The organism is Tessaracoccus oleiagri (genome assembly GCF_900103275.1).
Lineage (GTDB): Bacteria > Actinomycetota > Actinomycetes > Propionibacteriales > Propionibacteriaceae > Arachnia > Arachnia oleiagri.
In genome coordinates this window covers 522,898-540,555 of record NZ_FNGP01000003.1, presented here as the reverse complement: position 1 = coordinate 540,555, position 17,658 = coordinate 522,898, and the positions used below count along the sequence as shown (strand labels likewise).

Sequence of the window (17,658 nt, the reverse complement as noted above, 5' to 3'; positions counted from 1 at the left end):
ACCACCATGGGCGTCGAATTCGGAGCGTCGGAGCAGTCCACCGTCGGCATCGAGTGGGAGATGGCCATCGTCGACCAGCGCACCCTGGAGCAGGTGCCGGGCGCCGCGGTCGTGCTCGAACGGGTGGAGGACCCGGAGCACGGCCCCATCCGCGGGGAGTACCTGGACTCCATGATCGAGCTCGTGACGGGGGTGCACCACCGCGTCGCCGACGCCGAGAAGGAGATGCGCCGCCTCCAGGAGCAGGCGATGGAGTGGCTGGACCCGCACGGGCTGGCCGTCCTCCCCATCGGGTCGCATCCCTTCGGTGACCCGGAGCGGCAGCAGCCGCGGGAGAAGGAGCGCTACGCGAGGGTCGCGGAGCGCAACGCCTGGTGGGGCCGGCAGATGGCCATCAACGGACTCCACGTCCACGTCGGCGTGGACGACCGCGAGAAGTCCCTCACGATCGTGATGGCGTTGGCCCGGCTCAGTTGCTACTTCATCGCGCTGACCGCCTCGTCGCCCTTCTGGCGTGGGGAGGACACCGGCTTCGCGTCGCAGCGGACCATGTTCTTCCAGCAGCTGTCCACGAACGGGCCGCCCTACCGCATGGCCGACTGGGCGGAGTACGAGGACTACGTCGACGAGCTGAAGCGGTCCGGGATGATCGAGGTGCCGGGCGAGATCCGCTGGGACGTGCGCCCGTCCCTGCTCGGCACCGTGGAGAACCGCCTGATGGACGCGCCCCCGACCACCTGGGAGATCGGTGCCGTGGCAGCCTTCGACCAGTGCATCGTCGAGCGGGTGTCCCGCGCCTGGGAGGTCGGCGAACCCGTGTGGCGACTGCCCCACTGGCTCATGCGCGAGAACAAGTGGCGCGCCGCCCGCTACGGGTTGGGCGCGGAGGTGATGACGCCGCGGCCGGAGCAGGGCACGGTCGGAATGCGCGAGGGCCTGGAGCACTGGGTCACGCAGCTGGAGCCGATCGCCGAGGAACTCGGTTGCTCGGAGGAGCTGGAGCGGGTGCGGACGCTCGCGGCGCGCGGTCCGAGTTACGTCCGGCAGCGGCGCGTGTGGGAGGCTACGGGCAGCACCGAGGCCGTCACGCGCAGCGCCGTGGACGAGGCGGCGGCCGGTGTTCCCGACTTCTTGGAGGCGAAGTGAAGCCATTTCTCCTGTTGAGCCACCGGCCCGAGGACATCGAGGCGGAACGGGAGCTCGTCGACGTCGCGCGTTTCGGCCGCGTCGACGTGTCCGACGTCGAGCAGCGCCGGCTGGACCGCGTCGAGCTCGGCCACGTGGACCTGTCCCGCTACTCGGGGATCTTCATCGGGGGCGGGCCGTACAACGTCTCCGACAGCTCCAAGGACGACCTGCAGTTGCGTGTCGAGGCGGACCTCTTCGCCGTCACCCGGCAGGCCGTGGAGGACGACTTCCCCTACCTCGGGCTCTGCTACGGCATGGGGGTGCTCGCCGGTGTCACCGGCGGGGTGGTGGGCCGCGAGTTCGGCGAGGCACCCTCGTCGCCCTGGATCACCCTCACCGAGGAGGGCAGGGCCGACCCGATGCTCGCCGACAGCCCGGACCGCTTCGGCGCGTTCACCGGCCACAAGGAGGCCGTGAGCGTACTGCCGGAGGGAGCGGTCGTGCTGGCGACGGGCGAACGTTCCCCGCACCAACTGGTGCGCTTCGGCGACAACGTTTACGCCGCGCAGTTCCACCCGGAGATCGACTCGGCGAGCCTGGTGGCACGGCTCATCGCCTACCGGACCATGGGCTACTACCCGGAGGAGGAGTTCGAGGAGACGATCGCCTGGGCGCAGGGTGCCGACGTCGGCACCGCCAGCAACGACATCATCGCGGCTTTCGTCCGTCGCCATGCGAGGGACTGAGGCCGCGATGCGAGGGGTGGCAGGTCAGTCGAGGTAGTCGCGCAGCACCTGCGAGCGCGACGGGTGGCGCAGCTTGCTCATCGTCTTGGACTCGATCTGGCGGATCCGCTCGCGGGTCACGCCGTAGACCTTGCCGATCTCGTCGAGCGTCTTGGGCTGGCCGTCCGTAAGGCCGAAGCGCATGCTCACCACGCCGGCCTCGCGCTCCGAGAGCGTGTCGAGGACCTCGTTGAGCTGCTCCTGCAGCAGGGTGAAGTTGACGGCGTCGGCCGGGACCACGGCCTCGGAGTCCTCGATGAGGTCGCCGAACTCCGAGTCGCCGTCCTCGCCGAGCGGCGTGTGCAGCGAGATCGGTTCACGGCCGTACTTCTGCACCTCGATGACCTTCTCGGGGGTCATGTCGAGCTCTGCGGCGAGCTCCTCGGGGGTGGGTTCGCGGCCGAGGTCCTGCAGCATCTGCCGCTGGACGCGGGCGAGCTTGTTGATGACCTCGACCATGTGCACGGGGATGCGGATGGTGCGGGCCTGGTCGGCCATGGCACGCGTGATGGCCTGCTTGATCCACCACGTCGCGTACGTGGAGAACTTGTAGCCCTTGGTGTAGTCGAACTTCTCGACCGCGCGGATGAGGCCGAGGTTGCCCTCCTGGATGAGGTCCAGGAACAGCATGCCGCGGCCGGTGTAGCGCTTGGCGAGGGACACGACCAGGCGGAGGTTGGCCTCGAGCAGGTGGTTCTTGGCCCGCTTCCCGTCCTCCATGATCCAGTGGTAGTCGTCGACGTCGGCCGGGTCGAGGGGGTGCTCCTCGTCGGCGAGCGCTTCCTCCGCGAACAGGCCGGCCTCGATGCGCTTGGCGAGCTCGACCTCCTCGACGGCGTTCAGCAGCGCGACCTTGCCGATCTGCTTCAGGTAGTCCTTCACGGGGTCGGCGGTGGCGCCCGCGGAGACGACCTGCTGTTCGGGTTCGTCGGCGTCGTCGGAGTCCGAGAGGGCGAAGCCCTGGTCCTCGCCCCCGACGAGTTCCTTCTCCTCCTCGGCGGCCTCGGCCTCGTTGAAGCTCGTGTCGTCGACGTCGTCGAGCGAGCGCTTCTTGCCGCCTACCGTCATGACGATGTCGTTGCCGTCCTTGTCGGCCTTGGCGATGGGGACCTCGCCGGAGACCGCCTGGGCGATCGTCGGCTCGACGCCGGCCTCGATGACCTCCTCGGCGGCCTTGGCCTTGGTCGTGCGTCGCGTCGCCGGCTTCGCCGCGGTCCCGGCCCTGGTCGTCGTGCTCTTCGCCGCGGTGCCGGACTTCGCCGCAGCCGGCTTGCGGGAGCGGGGTGTGGCCTTGCGGGGGGTCTCGGACACGGTCTTCCTCCAGATTTTGGGCAAGCGACGTCCCGTTTCGGTCAAGGGACGCGTCGTCCATCTTTGCACCCGCGTCCGGCGGATTCAAATGAATCGGGAAGCTTTGGAACTTTTCCACGAACCGGGGCGTTGTAACTGGTGTAGGCCGCGAAAGGAGTCATTTTATGAGCACCGCACGAAGCCGTTACGAGGGCATCGACGGAAAGGACGCTGTCGGCCAGTACCTGGACGAAATCGCAAAGACCCCACTCCTGAGCGCCGTCGAGGAGGTCGAGCTGGCCCGCGAGATCGAGGCCGGGCTCTTCGCCGAGAAGGTGTTGGAGGGCGAGGTCGAGACCACCTCGGACGCCACCGAGGACGAACTCCGGGCCATCGCCGAGCAGGGCGAGCGCGCCATGCGCCGCTTCGTGAAGTCCAACCTCCGGCTGGTGGTCTCGGTGGCCCGCAAGTACGGCCGCGCGCAGATGCCGCTCCTCGACCTCATCCAGGAGGGCAACACCGGCCTGATCCGGGCCGTGGAGAAGTTCGACTACGCCAAGGGGTTCAAGTTCTCCACCTATGCCACGTGGTGGGTGCGCCAGGCCATCTCGCGAGGCATCGCGCAGCAGGGCCGGATCGTCCGCCTCCCCGTGCACGTCGCGGAGCAGGTGAACCAGGTCTCCGCCGTCCGTCGCACGCTCGAGCGCGAACTCGGTCGCGACCCGGAGCTCGGCGAGATCGCCGCCGAACTCGGCCTCGAGGAGTCCCGCGTCGTGGACCTCGTCCGCTACTCCCGCGAGCACGTCTCGCTGGACGCCCCCGTCGACACCGACGGCGACACCTCGCTCGGCGACCTGATCGCACGCGACGTCTCCCCCGGACCCGACGAGATGGTCCTCGACGTCGCCGACCGCGCACGCATCGAGGAGATGATGGGCGAGCTCGACGAGCGCTCCCGCGACGTGGTGCGCCGCCGGTACGGGCTCGTCGACGGCCGTCAGGCGAAGCTGGCGGACATCGGCGCCCACTGGGGCATCACCGCGGAGCGCGTGCGGCAGATCGAGCGGCTCGCGCTGTCGAAGATGCGGGCCCGGGTCGACCTGGCCGCGTGATCCGCGTCGCCGACCATCGGCGCCAATAGGGTGGAGGGCATGACAGATGCCCTCCACTCGCCATTTCTGGACCTCGACCAGTACATCGCGCTCCCCCGGCTCGGCGACCTGGCACTGAGCCCCGACGCGCAGCGCCTCGTCGTGGCCGTCAGCAGTCTCGCCGCCGACCGGACGGCGTACACGACCGCGTTGTGGGAGGTCGACCCGAACGGCGCGCTGCCCGCCCACCGACTGACGAGGTCGGTGAAGGGCGAGGCACTGTCCGCCTTCGCCCGCGACGGCTCCATCCTGTTCAGCTCGAAGCGCGACGTGCCCGCCGAGGGGGACGAGAAGCCCGCCGAGTCGGTGTCCGCGGTCTGGCGACTGCCGGCGCGGGGCGGCGAGGCGTCCGTCCTCACGCGACGCGACGGCGGGTTCTCGCACGTGCTCACGGCACCGGACTCCGACACCGTGGTCCTGGGCGTGACGATGCACGCCGGGGTCACTGACGACGAGGCGGATGCGAAGAAGCGTGCGGACCGCCGGACCAAGAAGGTCTCCGCCCTCTGGCACGCCTCCGCCGGCGTCCGGTACTGGGACCACGATCTCGGCCCCGAGTCGACCCGGCTGCGCGTCGGGGTGGCCGGCGGGGACGGCATCGCGGAGGTGCGGGACCTCGTCGGCGACGTGGGCCGCGCCATCACCGACGCCGTGCTCGCCCCGGACGGCCGCAGCGTCGTGGTGCCCTGGCGCGTCGAGGAGCCGCGCGGTGAGTGGCGCACCGAGCTCGTGCACGTCGACGTGGACAGCGGTGAACGACGGACCGTCGCGGGCGATCGCGACCGCAGCTACCACGCGCCGGTCTTCACGCGCGACGGTGGCGGGGTGGTGGCGGTCGAGATGGACCACTCCACGCCCGAGCGGGCCAACCGGCAACGGCTCCGCCTCTTCCGGCTGGACTCCGGCGAGTCCATGGTGCTGGCCGAGGGATGGGATCGCTGGGGCCACCCCGAGTGCTTCTCCCCCGACGGCTCGACCCTGTACGTCACCGCGGACGAGGACGGCCACGCGCCGGTCTTCGCCATCGACGTCGCCGGCGGCGCCGTGCGCCGGCTGACCGAACGGGGGGCCTTCAGCAGCGTCCGCGTCAACCCGGACGGCGGCACCCTCTACGCGGTCCGTTCCGCGCACGACTGCCCCGGCGAGGTGGTGGCCATCGACGTCGTCTCGGGGGCGACGCGCACGCTGCCCGGTCCCGTGGAGTACCCCGCGCTGCCCGGCCGGCTGGAGCGGGTGGAGACCCTGGCCGAGGACGGCACCCGGGTCCCGGGCTGGCTGGTGCTCCCGGAGGGCGCCGCCCCCGAGCATCCCGCTCCCCTGGCCCTCTGGGTGCACGGCGGACCGGTCAGCTCCTGGAACGCCTGGAGTTGGCGCTGGTGCCCGTGGTTGCTCGCGGCCCGGGGCCAGGCGGTCCTGCTGCCCGACCCCGCACTGTCCACCGGCTACGGCTGGGACTACATCCAGCGCGGCTGGGCGCGATGGGGTGCCGAGCCCTACACCGACGTGATGGCGCTCACCGACGCGGTCGAGGCGCGCGACGACGTCAGCGGCGAATCGACGATCATGATGGGCGGCTCGTTCGGCGGCTACATGGCGAACTGGATCGCCACGCAGACGGACCGGTTCAAGGCGATCGTGACCCACGCGTCGCTGTGGAACCTCCCGGCGTTCGCGGCCACGACTGACGCGCCGCACTTCTGGCGCGAGCAGTTCACTCCGGAGATGATGGAGCGGTACTCACCGCACCGCTTCGCCGACCGCATCGAGACGCCGATGCTCGTGATCCACGGCGACAAGGACTACCGGGTGCCGATCGGTGAGGGCCTGGCGCTGTGGTGGGCCCTGACCGGCAACCACGACGGGCCGCCGGACACCCTCCGGCACCGGTTCCTCTACTACCCCGACGAGAACCACTGGATCCTGACGCCGCAGCACGCGAAGGTCTGGTACGAGGTGGTCCTGGAGTTCCTCGAGGCGGCGCGTGCCGGTCGCCCACCCGCGCGTCACGAACTGCTCTGATCCTCGTCCACCGCGCGCGCGAACCGGGTCAGGAGGTCGACCAACCGTGCGACGTCCTCGCTCGGCCAGTCGCGCAGCACACGCGCCAGGGCGCCGCTCTCGCGGGTGAGCACCTCCCGCAGTGCGGCCCGGCCGGCTTCGGTGATGCTGATCGTGACCGCGCGCCGGTCGGAGGGCTCCGGGACCCGCTCGGCCCAGCCGCGCTCCACCAGCCGCTTGACCTGCGCGGTCATGGTGGACCGGTCCACGCGGCCGAGGTCCGCGAGCTCGCCCATCCTCCGGGCTCCCGTCGCAGCGAGCCGCTGCAGGAGCCAGACCTCCCCCGGCGTGGGGCCCTCCCCGCGCGTGTGCGTGCGGGCGGTCCAACGCGCGATCGAGGTCATGGCGGTCCTCAGCGCCTCCCCCACCGCGTCGGGCGGGGGCTGCTCGTCGTGGTCCATGTGGCTCCTTCCTTGAACCAGCAGAATTGGTTGGTAGAATAAAACTATACAAACCCCTAACAGTTTGGAGGAGCAAATGACCCAGCCCACCTACAACGTCCAGCGGGCAACCATCGCCGAGTTCGACAACTACCCCGCCGCGCAGGCGGCGGTCGACCTGCTCGCTGACAAGGACTTCGAGGTCGGCACCGTCCGCATCGTCGGCCACGACCTCAAGTCCGTGGAGCAGGTCCTCGGCAAGCGCACGTACGGCCGCGCCGCCGGCTACGGCGCGCTGTCGGGCGCCTGGCTCGGCCTCATGCTGGGTGTGCTGTTCGCCCTGTTCGTCCCGGCGATCGCATGGCTGAGTGTGATCCTCTGGTCGGTGCTCATCGCCGCCGCCTTCGGCGCGATCTTCGGCCTCCTGGGGCACGCGCTCACGGGCAAGGAGCGCAGCTTCGCCGCCGCGAGCACGATCAAGGCCGCCAGCTACACCGTCGAGGTCGTGGCCGACCGCGCCGACGAGGCGCTCCGCCTCCTGTCCGCCGGCCGCTAGTCCTCAGATCAGGCGCAGGAGGCCCTCCTGCGCGCACGAGGCCACCGTCACGCCGTTCTGGTAGAGGCGCCCGGTGCAGAAGCCCCGGGCGCCCGCCGCGGAGGGCGAGTTCATCTCGTAGAGCAGCCACTGGTCCGTCTTGACCGGGCGGTGGAACCACATCGAGTGGTCGATCGACGCCGACTGCAGGTTGGGCGACATGAGCTGCACCTCGTGCGGGATCGTGGTGACGCTGAGCAGCGTGATGTCGCTGAGGTACGCGAGCACCGCCGTGTGCAGCAGCGGCTCCGAGGGCAGGACGGACTTCGTGCGCACCCACGCGCGGAGGTGGGCTCCCCCCTCGTCCACCCTGGGGTCCTGGGCCAGCCGGACGTCGAGCGCGTCCCACTCCGAGAGCACGTCGATGTGCGCGCCGAACCGGTCCTCGAGCACGGCCCGCAGCGACGGGGCCTCGGCCGGGGGCGTGAGCCCCTTGTGCGGCTGCTGCGCGGTGTGCTCGAGACCGGGCTCCGACTCCTGGAACGAGGCCTGCATGACGAAGATCGTGCGCCCGGACTGCTTCGTGACCACCCGGCGGTTGCTGAAGGTGTGCCCGTCGCGCACCACCTCGACCTCGAACGTGAGCGGCTCGTCCGGCGAGCCCGGGCGCAGGAAGTACGAGTTGAGGGAGTGGATCAGCCGATCGCCGGCCACGCTCTGCTGGGCGGCGACGATCGTCTGGCCGAGCACCTGGCCGCCGAAGAGCCGCTGGAACAGCGTGTCGGGCTGCGGGCCCTCCCACACCAGGTCGTCGATCCGCTTGAGTTCAAACAGGCCCATCAGGCCGGCTACGTCTTTAGGCACCCGATCATCATGGCACGGTCCGCGCACGCTGGATCGCGCTCCGCACCCGCTTGGCCGACACGGGGACGCTGGTGCGCAGCTGCTGCGCGAAGAGGCTGACCCGGAGCTCCTCGAGGAGGAACGCGATCTCCTCCACCGCGGGACGCAGCGGGCCGGGGGGCTCGGCGGCCGTGAGGTCCGCGTACTCCGCCTCGAGATCCTCGACCTGCAGGGCCTCGCGCGCGTCGCGGGCGGGGTTCGCCTTCGCCGCCCGGACGCGGTGGGCGGCGGCCTCGGCGTAGCGCGGCAGGTGCTCCAGCCAGGGGTCCGGCGTGAAGCTGAGGAAGCGGTTGAAGAACAGGTTGTCGAGCTGGGCCGTCACATCGGCCCGGACCGGGTGGTCGGCGGGGAGGTCGGCCATCGCGAGCCGCGCCTGCGACGCCGCCGTCAATGCCGCGGCCGCCGTGCTCACCACCTTGCGCGTCTGGTCCGTGCAGTCCTGGCGAACCGCCACCGACACGCGGGCGTAGGCGTCACCGTCGCGGACCTCGAGCGCGGGGCCGTGCCGCTCGGCCAGCTGCTCGGAGGCCTTCAGCCACGCGTCCTTCAGCAGTTCCGGCACGTTGGGGTAGGGAGAGTCGGCGAGCGCCAGCTTCTCGGTCATCGTCAGGTGGCTGACGACCCACTTCGTCGGATCCGGGTTCGTGAGCGTGAGCAGGCGCCGGAGTCCCTGGACGTGCGCGCGCTCGCCCTTGAGCCTCGTGTCGGAGACCTGCACGCCCACCGTGTCGCCCTCGTCGACGAGCGACGGGTAGCCGATGACCCCGCCGCCGAGGGACGTGGTGACGGGGATCGTCCCGAACGTCCAGCTCCGCTGCCCCGACGACGTGAGCCTGCCGGCCGCCCGGGTGAGCGTCTGCGCCACCTTGGCGGAGAGCTGGGTTCGCAGGGCGCCGAGGTCGGCACCCCTTGCGACCTCCTTGCCGCCCTCCACGACGACGAACGTCGGCTGCAGGTGCGCCGGCAGGCCGTCGGGGCGCCACAGCGACTCGTCGACCATGACCCCGGTGAGCGCGGTCAGCGCCCGGCCCAGCGCCCGGGGGAAGCTGCCCTGGCCGGTCTCCCCGCGTTGCTCCAGCCATGCCAGCGCCCGCGCGGCGTAGTCGGGCGCGGGTACGAACGACGTGCGCACCGACTTCGGCAGGCCCCGGATGAGCTCCGTGGCGAGTTCTTGCCGCAGCCCCGGCACCAGCCAGGTGAACGGCGGCGGATCCAGCGAACCCAGTTGCTCCAGCCGCACGGTGATCGCCGCGCCGTCGTCACGACGCCCGGGTTGGAAGACGTAGTCGACCGGGAGCTTCGCCGGGCCCACGACGAAGTGCTCCGGGAAGTCGGACGCCCTGATCGCGGACTCGTCCGTGATGCACTGCTCCGGGGTCAGCGTGGGCCACGACTCCTTCGGGATGCCGCGGAGCCACTTGTCCAGGGTCGCCCCGGAGCACACGGTCTCGGGCAGCTTGCAGTCGTAGAACTGGTAGAGCGCGTCGTCGGAGATGAGCAGGTCGGGCCGCCGCATGCGGTCGGTGAGCCGACCCGCCTTCTCGAGCGCGCGCCGGTTCGCCACCACGAGCGGGTTGCGCGTCTCCCACTCGCCCTCGACGAGTGCCGAGCGGATGAAGATCTCGCGAGCCTCGACGGGGTGGGTGCGGGCGTAGTTCACACGGCGGCCGGCGATGATGGGCACCCCGAACAACGTCACCCGCTCGCTCGCGACCACGGTGGAGGTGCGCTGAGCGAAGCGGGGCTCCGACAGGGTGCGGGTCACGAGGTCGCCGGCGACGTCCTCGACCCATTCCGCGCGGATGGGCGCCACCGTCCGCGCCCACAGACGGGAGGTCTCGACCAACTCGAACGCGACGACCAGCGGCGGCGTGGACTTCGCGAGCGCCGATCCGGGCTGGATGGCGAACTTCGTGCCCCGCGCGCCCTGGTACTCCCGCAAGGGTCGACGCTTGCCCGGCTCGCGCTTCGCCCGCTCCGGCTCCAGCAGCCCGATGTTGGACAGGAGGCCGGACAGCAGCGACCGCAGCACGTCGGGCATGGCGCCCTCGCCGTCGGTGCGCAGTTCCAGTTCCTTCGCGACCTCCCTGAGCTGGGAGACCAGGTCCTCCCATTCCCGGAACCGCACGAAGTGGAGGAACTCGTCGCGGCACATCCGCCGGAACTGGTTGCCACTCAGCTCCCGCCGCCGGCGCCGCAGGTAGTGCCACACGTTCAGCAGCGCCTCGAAGTCGCCTCCCTCCGGGACCCCAGCCTTGCCGCCGTCGTCCGACGCGACGACCGAGAAGCGCCGGTGCAGCTCGTCGGCCTTCTGCTGGTGCTCCAGGGGTCGTTCGCGGACGTCGGGGACCGTGAGCCCGGCCACGAGCACCAGCACCTGGCGGAGACAGCCGCGACGGGCCCCCTCCAGCAGCATGCGCCCCAGACGGGGGTCCACCGGCATCCTGGCCAGGGCGCGCCCGGTCGAGGTGAGGCGCAGCTCCTCCCCCGCCTTCCGGTCCTTCAGCGCGCCGAGTTCCTGCAGCACCCGGATGCCGTCGTTGATCTGGCTGGTGACCGGCGCCTCGACGAACGGGAACTTCGCGATGTCGCCGAGGCCGGCCTGCGCCATCAGCAGGATGACGGTGGCGAGGTTGGTCCGCAGGATCTCGGGATCGGAGAACTCCGGGCGCGAGAGGAAGTCCTCCTCCGTGTAGAGGCGGACGGCGATGCCCGGTCCGAGGCGCCCGCAGCGGCCGGCGCGCTGGTTCGCCGACGCCTGCGAGACCGGCTCGATCGGCAGCCGCTGGACCTTCGTGCGCGCGGAGTAGCGGGAGATGCGGGCGTTGCCGGTGTCGACGACGAACCGGATCCCGGGCACGGTGATCGACGTCTCGGCGACGTTGGTGGCCAGCACCACGCGGCGCGTCCGGTGCGGCTGGAACACCCTCGCCTGGTCGGCCGCCGAGAGCCGCGCGAAGAGCGGCAGCGTCTCGAGGCCCGGTAGCTTGAGGGCCTCGATGGCCTCCGCCGCGTCGCGGATCTCGCGCTCGCCGCTCAGGAAGACGAGGATGTCGCCCGTGGACGACTGCCGGAAGAGGTCGTCCACGGCGGCGGTGATCTGGTCGATCTCGTCCTCGCCCTCGAGCGGTTCGCGGTAGCGGATCTCGACGGGGTAGGTCCGTCCGCTGACCTCGACGATCGGCGCGTCGCCGAAGTGCTCCGAGAAGCGGGCGGTGTCGATGGTGGCCGAGGTGACGATCACGCGCAGCTCGGGTCGCTTGGGCAGGAGCTGCTTCAAGTAGCCGAGCAGGAAGTCGATGTTGAGGCTGCGCTCGTGGGCCTCGTCGATGATGATCGTGTCGTAGCGGCGCAGCATCCGGTCGTGGGTCAGCTCGTTGAGCAGGATGCCGTCGGTCATCAGCTTGATGCGCGTGGCGGCGCCGGCCTTGCGGGTGAACCGCACCTGGTAGCCGACGAAGTCGCCGAGTTCCACCTCGCACTCGTCGGCGATCCGCTGCGCGACCGTGCGGGCGGCGAGCCGCCTGGGCTGCGTGTGGGCGATGCGCTCCCGGCCCGCGAGGAGCGCGATCTTCGGCAGCTGGGTGGTCTTGCCCGACCCGGTCTCGCCGGCGACGACGACCACCTGGTGGTCGCGGATGAGGTCGGCGATTCGCTCGGCCTCGTCCGCGATGGGCAGCTCGGGGTTGACTACGACCCGGGTCACGCGGCCACGTAGAGGGGGCACATGGCGTGCGCCATCAGCCCTCGCATAAGGCCGCCCAGCTGGACGCCGGGAATGGCCGAGTCACTGACCCCCAGGACGAGGAGGTCGTAGCTGGCCGAGCGGCTCACAAGCTCGTTGATGGGGCTGTCGGCCACCACGACGATCGAGTACTCGACGCCCGGGTACCGCTGGCTGAGAGGACCGGCGAGTTCCTTGAGCCCGCCCTCGGCGAAGCGGAGCTGCTGCTCCAACTGCGCGGGCGAGAGCTTCGGGCCGAAGATGCCCACCGGCGGCTGCACGACGTGGACGATCTCGAGCCGGGCGCCGTGCAGCTGGGCCTGCTGGAAGCCGGCCTCCAACGGTGACTCCGAGCCCGGGTGGGTGTTGACGCCCACGCCGATCAGCCGCTTGTCGCCGACGTCCTCGGGGTTGGAGGCGGCGGAGATGACCACGACCGGGCAAGCGGCGTTGGCGACCACGGCGACGGAGGTGGAGCCGACGAACATGCGCTCCAGCCCGGAGGCGGCGCGCCGGCCGACCACGATCAGGCTCGCGACCTCGCTGAGGCGCGTCAGCACGCCCGCCGGGGTGCCCATGATGACCTCTGTCTTGATCCGCTCCTCGGGCATCCCGTTGGCGATGGCATGCTGACGGGCGACGGAGTTGGCGGTGACGCCCGCCTCGTGCAGGACCTCCGGGTCGTAGACCACGCCCCATGCGCCGGCCATGAGGGTGTCGTCGACGGCGTTGACGAGCATCAGTTCGCCGCCGGTGAGCAGCGCCATGCCGGCGCCGTACTTGACGGCCCGCAGGCCGTCCTCGCTGCCGTCGACACCGACGACGACCAGATCGCGCTCGTTCATGATTGCTCCCTCTTCCTGCCGGAGATGACCCGTCCGGACAACGACGTCTCCTCGATCATCACGCCGAGCGACCGTTCGTCGCTCATCCAGGAGTGCGCTGGGATGTTCGCCGGAGCCTGCCGGGTGGTCCCGCGCAGCAGGACGGACCAGCCGATCGCAGAGTCCGGATCGATCTCGTCCGCCTGGAATGCCACGTTCGCGCCGTCGGCGATCTTGGCCAGCGTGGAGCCCTGAGCCGTGTGGAAGACGACGTGCCCGTCCACGAGCTGGAAGTTGACCGGCAGCACCATGACGCCGTCATCCGCCGTCCACGCGACGCGTCCGAATTCGACCGAGCCCAGCAAGGACCGGCACTCCTCCTCGGGGATCGGGGAGAAGTACGTCACCTCGTCGTTTTCCATGGGACCAGCTTAGTGCTCGCGGGACGGTCGCGACTACGACTCGAGCTGGTTGGGGAAGGTCGTCCTGCCGCCCAGCCGGTCGGCGAGGTCGTCGTCGATCCCGTCGGCGATCTGGCTCATGATCCGCAGGGCCTGGTGCAGGTGGGCCGGCACGAACGGGCGGGCCGGCACGGACACCTGCACGAACACGCGGTCGCGGTGCAGCGCGAACCGCCCGTAGCGCGACTCCACGTTGAGGTCGTTCAGGACCTCCGCCGCGCGCGACCGTCCGGCCACGTCGTGCACGAGCGGCGAGAACAGCACGATCTCGCCCGCGTCCTGCGTCGAGCGCAGGAACAGCATGGTGGAGCCGACGCGGATGGTGACGTCCCCGTCGGGGTTGCGCAACGAGGGGTGGCCGAAGAGCTTCTCGAGCTGCTGGTCGACGATGCGGTCCAGCTCCGCCCGGTTGGCGGGCATGATCGCGACGTCCTGCGGTCGGGCCGGGACCGCGGACGACTGCCAGGTGGCGCTGCCCCGCAGGATCTCCTTCAGCTGGTCCGGCTCGAGGAAGACGGGGTGCAGGACTTCGAAGACTTCGCGGAGGGTGGCCGCCGCCAGCACGGCGAGCGGCTCGGTCTCCTCCTGGTCGCAGCGCGCCGTGTAGTACGTGGCGTCGTCCTCGGGGACCTCGGCCCAGCCGAGCTCCAGCAGGAGGGGACGTTCATCGTCGGAGGGATCGGCCTTGCCGGGGACGCTCCACCCGTTGAGGATGCGCGCGGTGACGATCTCGTCCCGCGCGGAGAAGCGGATGGCCGGCGTGTCGCCGCCGTCGACGAGGCCGCGCGCCACCGAGATGGTGAGGTCGGAGGACTCGTCCATGACCGACAGGACTTCGGTGAGATTCGTCGTGAACGACTGCCACGCGCCGAGCGTGGCCGAGTCGATGTCGAAATCGTCGAGATCCATGATGCTGCCCTCCATTCCGACCCAACCTAGCAGTCGTCCGAGCGGCCTCCGGGCAACCGGAAGGTACACTGACGAGCGTGCTGCCCCTCATCCCGTTCGAAGTCCGGTGGTGGAATCCATTCACCTGGGACAACGCACCCCTGCTGGCCGTCGTGGCCGGGCTCTGGGTGATCGTGATGATCCGCGCGAACGCCACGTACTGGCTCGGGCGCGGCATCGCGGGCGGCACCGCACGCACCCGCTGGCGGAAGCTGCTCGAGTCGCCGCACTACCACACCGGCCAGCGTTGGCTGAACAAGTGGGGCGCCCCGGCCGTCACCCTCAGCTTCCTCACCGTTGGTGTGCAGACCATGGTCAACCTCGGTGCCGGAGCGATGCGGATGTCGCTGCGCCGTTACCTGCCCGCGGTGGCCGCGGGCTGCGTCATCTGGGCGTTCATGTACGGCACGATCGGCTTCATCGGCTGGGTGGCGCTCGCCCGCTTGTGGGAGCGGTCGCCGTGGTTCGTCGTCCTCCTGCTCGCGCTACTGGCAGCGAGTGCCGCCGTCTACCTCTGGCTCGGGCGTCGCGCACGCTCCGAATCCGGGACGGCGACGCTCGAGGCGCAGGGCGCGAGCACGCGATAGCGCCGACCGTGCCGGGCGAGGACGTCGAGTTCGGGCTCTACGTCGATGGCCGCCTGGCGGCGTCACCGGCCTCGTTCGCAGAGGCTGCGGGCCTGCTGGAGGACACCCCCGAGAGTTTCTTGTGGGCGACCCTGCGCGAGCCCACGCGTGACCGGGTGGAGGAACTGGCCGTCGCCCTCCGGCTCGACGGCTCCGTCGCGGATTCCACATCCGTCGGCCACCACCGGCCGAAGCTCGAGCGACACCCGGAGACCATCTTCCTGGCGCTGCGCGTCGGAACCTACGACGACGAGCGCGAGTCGGTGCGGTTCGGCGAGGTGCACGCGATCGTCGCCGAACGGGTGGTGGTGACCGTCGGCCGATCCGGGGGCCCCGACCTGGACCGCCTGCGCCGCGAACTGGAGGCGTCGCCGTCGGATCTGGCGGCGGGGCCGGGCGTCGTACTGCTCCGGCTCGCGGACCTCGTGGTCGACGGCTACCTCGGAATCGTCTACGGCATCGACAACGACATCGACGAGATCGATGCCCAGGTGTTCACCGGCCACAGCGAGGTCTCGCGGCGCATCTACCAGTTGACCCGCGAGGTGATCGAGTTCCAGCGGTCGCTCCGGCCCGTCGCAGCCCTCTTGGCGGAGCTCCGCCACGACGCGCTGTTCGTCACGCTCGGCGACCGGTACCGGCAGGAGATGCGCAGCATCGAGGACCACGTCGCGAGCCTCAACGAACGCATCGACGCGATGCGCCAGGCGCTGGTGAGCGTGCTCAACCTCCACCTCGCGCTGCAGCAGCAGACCAGCAACGAGCAGATCAAGGAGATGAGCGAGGCCGCGCTCGACCAGGCCCGGGACTCGCGACGGATCGCCGCCTGGGCAGGCGTCATCTTCGTGCCGTCACTGATCACCGGCGTCTACGGCATGAACTTCCGCCACATGCCCGAGCTGGGCCTGGCGTACGGCTACCCGCTGGCCCTGCTGCTGATGGCGGTGTCGGCCCTCGTGATGTGGCTGGTGTTCCGCTGGCAGAAGTGGCTCTAGCCGATCGCGCCGTCGAACCGCCGCGCGGCCCCCTTGTCGGCCGACTGGGCCAGCGCGCCGTAGATGCGCAGCGCCTGCGACACGACCCGCTCCCGGTTCCGCGGCTGCCAGCCCCGCTCGTCGGCGGCGCGGCGGCGCTCCGCGAGCGTCTCGTCGTCCACGTTGAGGGTGATCGACCGCTCGGGGATGGAGACGGTGATGGTGTCGCCGTCCTCGACGAGCCCGATCGTGCCCCCCGACGCGGCCTCGGGCGACACGTGCCCGATCGAGAGCCCCGAGGAACCCCCGGAGAAGCGGCCGTCGGTGACCAGCGCACACTTGGGCCCGAGCCCCACGCCCTTGAGGTACGCCGTCGGGTAGAGCATCTCCTGCATCCCGGGGCCGCCCTTGGGGCCCTCGTAGCGGACGACGACGAAGTCCCCCTCCTTCACGCGGCCGTGCAGGATCGCCTCGACGGCCTCGTCCTCCGACTCGGCGACGACGGCGGTGCCGGTGAACTCCCACTGGGACTCGGGGACGCCGGCCGTCTTCACCACGGCGCCGTCAGGGGCCAGGTTGCCCTTGAGGACCGCGAGTCCGCCGTCCACGGTGTACGCGTGCTCAAGGCTGCGGATGCAGCCCTCGGCCGCATCGGTGTCCAGGGTCTCCCAGCGATTGGTCGTGGAGAAGGCCTCCGTGGTCCGAACTCCCCCGGGCGCGGCGTGGAAGAGCTCCAGCGCCTCGTCGGTGGCCTTGCCGCCGCGGATGTCCCAGTCGTCGAGCCAGCGCTGCAGCGACTCCGAGTGGACGCAGCTCACGTCCTCGTCGAGCTTGCCCGCGCGGTGGAGCTCACCAAGGAGCGCGGGGATACCGCCCGCCCGGTGCACGTCCTCCATGTGGAACTTCTCGGAGTTCGGGGCCACCTTGGAGATGCACGGCACCTCGCGGCTGATGGCGTCGATGTCGTCGAGGGTGAAGTCGACACCCGCCTCCTGCGCCGCGGCCAGCAGGTGGAGGACGGTGTTCGTCGAGCCGCCCATGGCGACGTCGAGCTTCATGGCGTTCATGAACGCGGCCCTCGTCGCGACGGAGCGCGGCAGGACCGACTCGTCGTCCTGCTCGTAGTACTTCTTGACGAGCTCCACGATCAGCTTGCCGGCGTTCAGGAAGAGGTCCTTGCGAGCGGCTTGCGTGGCGAGGGTGGAACCGTTGCCGGGCAGCGCCAGCCCGATCGCCTCGAGCAGGCAGTTCATCGAGTTGGCGGTGAACATGCCGGAGCAGGAGCCGCACGTCGGGCAGGCGTTCTCCTCGATGCGCTGCAGCTCCTCGTCGGACACGCTGTCGTCGACGGCGCTGATCATCGCGTTGATGAGGTTCAGGTTCGGGGTGACGCTGCCGTCGTCCTTGACGATCGCCTTGCCCGACTCCATGGGGCCGCCGGAGACGAACACCGTCGGGATGTTGAGCCGCAGCGCGGCGAGGAACATGCCCGGGGTGATCTTGTCGCAGTTGGAGATGCAGACGAGCCCGTCGGCGCAGTGGGCGTTGACCATGTACTCGATCGAGTCGGCGATGAGCTCCCGGCTGGGCAGCGAGTACAGCATGCCGCCGTGGCCCATGGCGATGCCGTCGTCGACGGCGATGGTGTTGAACTCCCGGCCGACGGCGCCGGCCTCACTGATGGCGCCGCTCACCAGGCGGCCCATGTCGCGCAGGTGCACGTGGCCCGGCACGAACTGCGTGAACGAGTTCGCCACCGCGATGATCGGCTTGCCGAAGTCGTTCTCCCCCATGCCCGTCGCACGCCAGAGGGCGCGCGCTCCGGCCATGTTGCGGCCGTGGGTGCTGGTGCGGGAACGAAGTGCGGGCAT

At 70.4% G+C, this 17,658-nt stretch carries 15 protein-coding genes; 7 read left to right on the top strand and 8 right to left on the bottom strand.

The genetic code is table 11. From position 1 onward, the window contains the following. Positions 1–6 precede the first annotated feature (6 nt). Both BLR46_RS10470 and BLR46_RS10465 read left to right on the top strand, forming a co-directional pair. On the top strand, positions 7–1,146 hold the full coding sequence (locus BLR46_RS10470) for a carboxylate-amine ligase (RefSeq protein WP_093251779.1): 1,140 nt from the start codon (positions 7–9) through the stop codon (positions 1,144–1,146). After that, entirely contained in the window at positions 1,143–1,874 is a 732-nt protein-coding gene (locus tag BLR46_RS10465) for a glutamine amidotransferase (RefSeq protein WP_176761733.1), read from the top strand. The genes BLR46_RS10470 and BLR46_RS10465 overlap by 4 nt, the downstream gene beginning before the upstream one ends. 24 nt (positions 1,875–1,898) lie before the next feature. Here BLR46_RS10465 and BLR46_RS10460 read toward each other — a convergent pair whose 3' ends face one another. Beyond that, positions 1,899–3,293, bottom strand: a complete 1,395-nt coding sequence (locus tag BLR46_RS10460) for an RNA polymerase sigma factor (protein WP_093251774.1) — start codon at positions 3,291–3,293, stop codon at positions 1,899–1,901. Positions 3,294–3,388: 95 nt separating this feature from the next. Here BLR46_RS10460 and BLR46_RS10455 point away from each other — a divergent pair, with 95 nt between their 5' ends. Together BLR46_RS10455 and BLR46_RS10450 are read left to right on the top strand one after the other, a co-directional pair. Further along, positions 3,389–4,315, top strand: a complete 927-nt coding sequence (locus BLR46_RS10455) for a sigma-70 family RNA polymerase sigma factor (protein WP_093251772.1) — start codon at positions 3,389–3,391, stop codon at positions 4,313–4,315. 39 nt (positions 4,316–4,354) lie between these two features. Continuing rightward, entirely contained in the window at positions 4,355–6,373 is a 2,019-nt protein-coding gene (locus BLR46_RS10450) for a S9 family peptidase (protein ID WP_093251771.1), read from the top strand. Here the strand turns inward: BLR46_RS10450 and BLR46_RS10445 are convergent. Then, positions 6,358–6,813 (bottom strand): MarR family winged helix-turn-helix transcriptional regulator, encoded by a 456-nt coding sequence (locus BLR46_RS10445; RefSeq protein WP_093251770.1) that lies wholly within the window; start codon positions 6,811–6,813, stop codon positions 6,358–6,360. The genes BLR46_RS10450 and BLR46_RS10445 overlap by 16 nt on opposite strands. Positions 6,814–6,889: 76 nt before the next feature. Here BLR46_RS10445 and BLR46_RS10440 point away from each other — a divergent pair, with 76 nt between their 5' ends. Next, positions 6,890–7,348 (top strand): general stress protein, encoded by a 459-nt coding sequence (locus tag BLR46_RS10440; RefSeq protein ID WP_093251769.1) that lies wholly within the window; start codon positions 6,890–6,892, stop codon positions 7,346–7,348. Between the two features lie 3 nt (positions 7,349–7,351). Here the strand turns inward: BLR46_RS10440 and BLR46_RS10435 are convergent, their stop codons facing one another. Genes BLR46_RS10435 through BLR46_RS10415 form a run of 5 tightly spaced genes read right to left on the bottom strand, consistent with a single transcriptional unit; the run spans position 7,352 to position 14,148 of the window. Continuing rightward, positions 7,352–8,191, bottom strand: coding sequence for an acyl-CoA thioesterase (locus tag BLR46_RS10435; protein ID WP_093251767.1), 840 nt, complete (start codon positions 8,189–8,191; stop codon positions 7,352–7,354). 7 nt (positions 8,192–8,198) lie between these two features. Further along, positions 8,199–11,936, bottom strand: coding sequence for an ATP-dependent RNA helicase HrpA (hrpA, locus tag BLR46_RS10430; protein WP_093251764.1), 3,738 nt, complete (start codon positions 11,934–11,936; stop codon positions 8,199–8,201). Next, positions 11,933–12,799: a universal stress protein gene (locus tag BLR46_RS10425; RefSeq protein ID WP_093251761.1), complete on the bottom strand. Its 867-nt coding sequence runs from the start codon at positions 12,797–12,799 to the stop codon at positions 11,933–11,935. Before BLR46_RS10425 ends, hrpA begins: the two co-directional genes overlap by 4 nt. Further along, complete coding sequence (locus tag BLR46_RS10420) at positions 12,796–13,200, bottom strand: pyridoxamine 5'-phosphate oxidase family protein (RefSeq protein ID WP_093251758.1); 405 nt, start codon at positions 13,198–13,200, stop codon at positions 12,796–12,798. Before BLR46_RS10420 ends, BLR46_RS10425 begins: the two co-directional genes overlap by 4 nt. Before the next feature lie 33 nt (positions 13,201–13,233). Further along, positions 13,234–14,148 (bottom strand): T3SS (YopN, CesT) and YbjN peptide-binding chaperone 1, encoded by a 915-nt coding sequence (locus tag BLR46_RS10415; RefSeq protein ID WP_093251931.1) that lies wholly within the window; start codon positions 14,146–14,148, stop codon positions 13,234–13,236. A gap of 77 nt (positions 14,149–14,225) precedes the next feature. On the opposite strand from BLR46_RS10415, the gene BLR46_RS10410 reads away from it, so the two are divergent. After that, positions 14,226–14,774: a DedA family protein gene (locus tag BLR46_RS10410; RefSeq protein WP_218118427.1), complete on the top strand. Its 549-nt coding sequence runs from the start codon at positions 14,226–14,228 to the stop codon at positions 14,772–14,774. Between the two features lie 8 nt (positions 14,775–14,782). Then, positions 14,783–15,808 carry a magnesium and cobalt transport protein CorA gene (locus BLR46_RS10405; RefSeq protein WP_176761731.1) on the top strand — a complete coding sequence of 342 codons (1,026 nt, stop codon included), beginning with the start codon at positions 14,783–14,785 and terminating at the stop codon, positions 15,806–15,808. Here the strand turns inward: BLR46_RS10405 and ilvD are convergent. Beyond that, positions 15,805–17,658 carry a dihydroxy-acid dehydratase gene (gene ilvD, locus BLR46_RS10400; RefSeq protein WP_093251754.1) on the bottom strand — a complete coding sequence of 618 codons (1,854 nt, stop codon included), beginning with the start codon at positions 17,656–17,658 and terminating at the stop codon, positions 15,805–15,807. The genes BLR46_RS10405 and ilvD overlap by 4 nt on opposite strands.

Excerpts from the sequence above, each read along its gene's own strand:
- BLR46_RS10420 (WP_093251758.1), bottom strand. The coding sequence starts at position 13,200 with ATGGAAAACGACGAGGTGACGTACTTCTCCCCGATCCCCGAGGAGGAG.
- BLR46_RS10415 (WP_093251931.1), bottom strand. The coding sequence starts at position 14,148 with ATGGATCTCGACGATTTCGACATCGACTCGGCCACGCTCGGCGCGTGG.
- ilvD (WP_093251754.1), bottom strand. The coding sequence starts at position 17,658 with ATGCCCGCACTTCGTTCCCGCACCAGCACCCACGGCCGCAACATGGCC.
- BLR46_RS10450 (WP_093251771.1), top strand. The coding sequence starts at position 4,355 with ATGACAGATGCCCTCCACTCGCCATTTCTGGACCTCGACCAGTACATC.
- BLR46_RS10440 (WP_093251769.1), top strand. The coding sequence starts at position 6,890 with ATGACCCAGCCCACCTACAACGTCCAGCGGGCAACCATCGCCGAGTTC.
- BLR46_RS10470 (WP_093251779.1), top strand. The coding sequence starts at position 7 with ATGGGCGTCGAATTCGGAGCGTCGGAGCAGTCCACCGTCGGCATCGAG.
- BLR46_RS10425 (WP_093251761.1), bottom strand. The coding sequence starts at position 12,799 with ATGAACGAGCGCGATCTGGTCGTCGTCGGTGTCGACGGCAGCGAGGAC.
- BLR46_RS10455 (WP_093251772.1), top strand. The coding sequence starts at position 3,389 with ATGAGCACCGCACGAAGCCGTTACGAGGGCATCGACGGAAAGGACGCT.
- BLR46_RS10445 (WP_093251770.1), bottom strand. The coding sequence starts at position 6,813 with ATGGACCACGACGAGCAGCCCCCGCCCGACGCGGTGGGGGAGGCGCTG.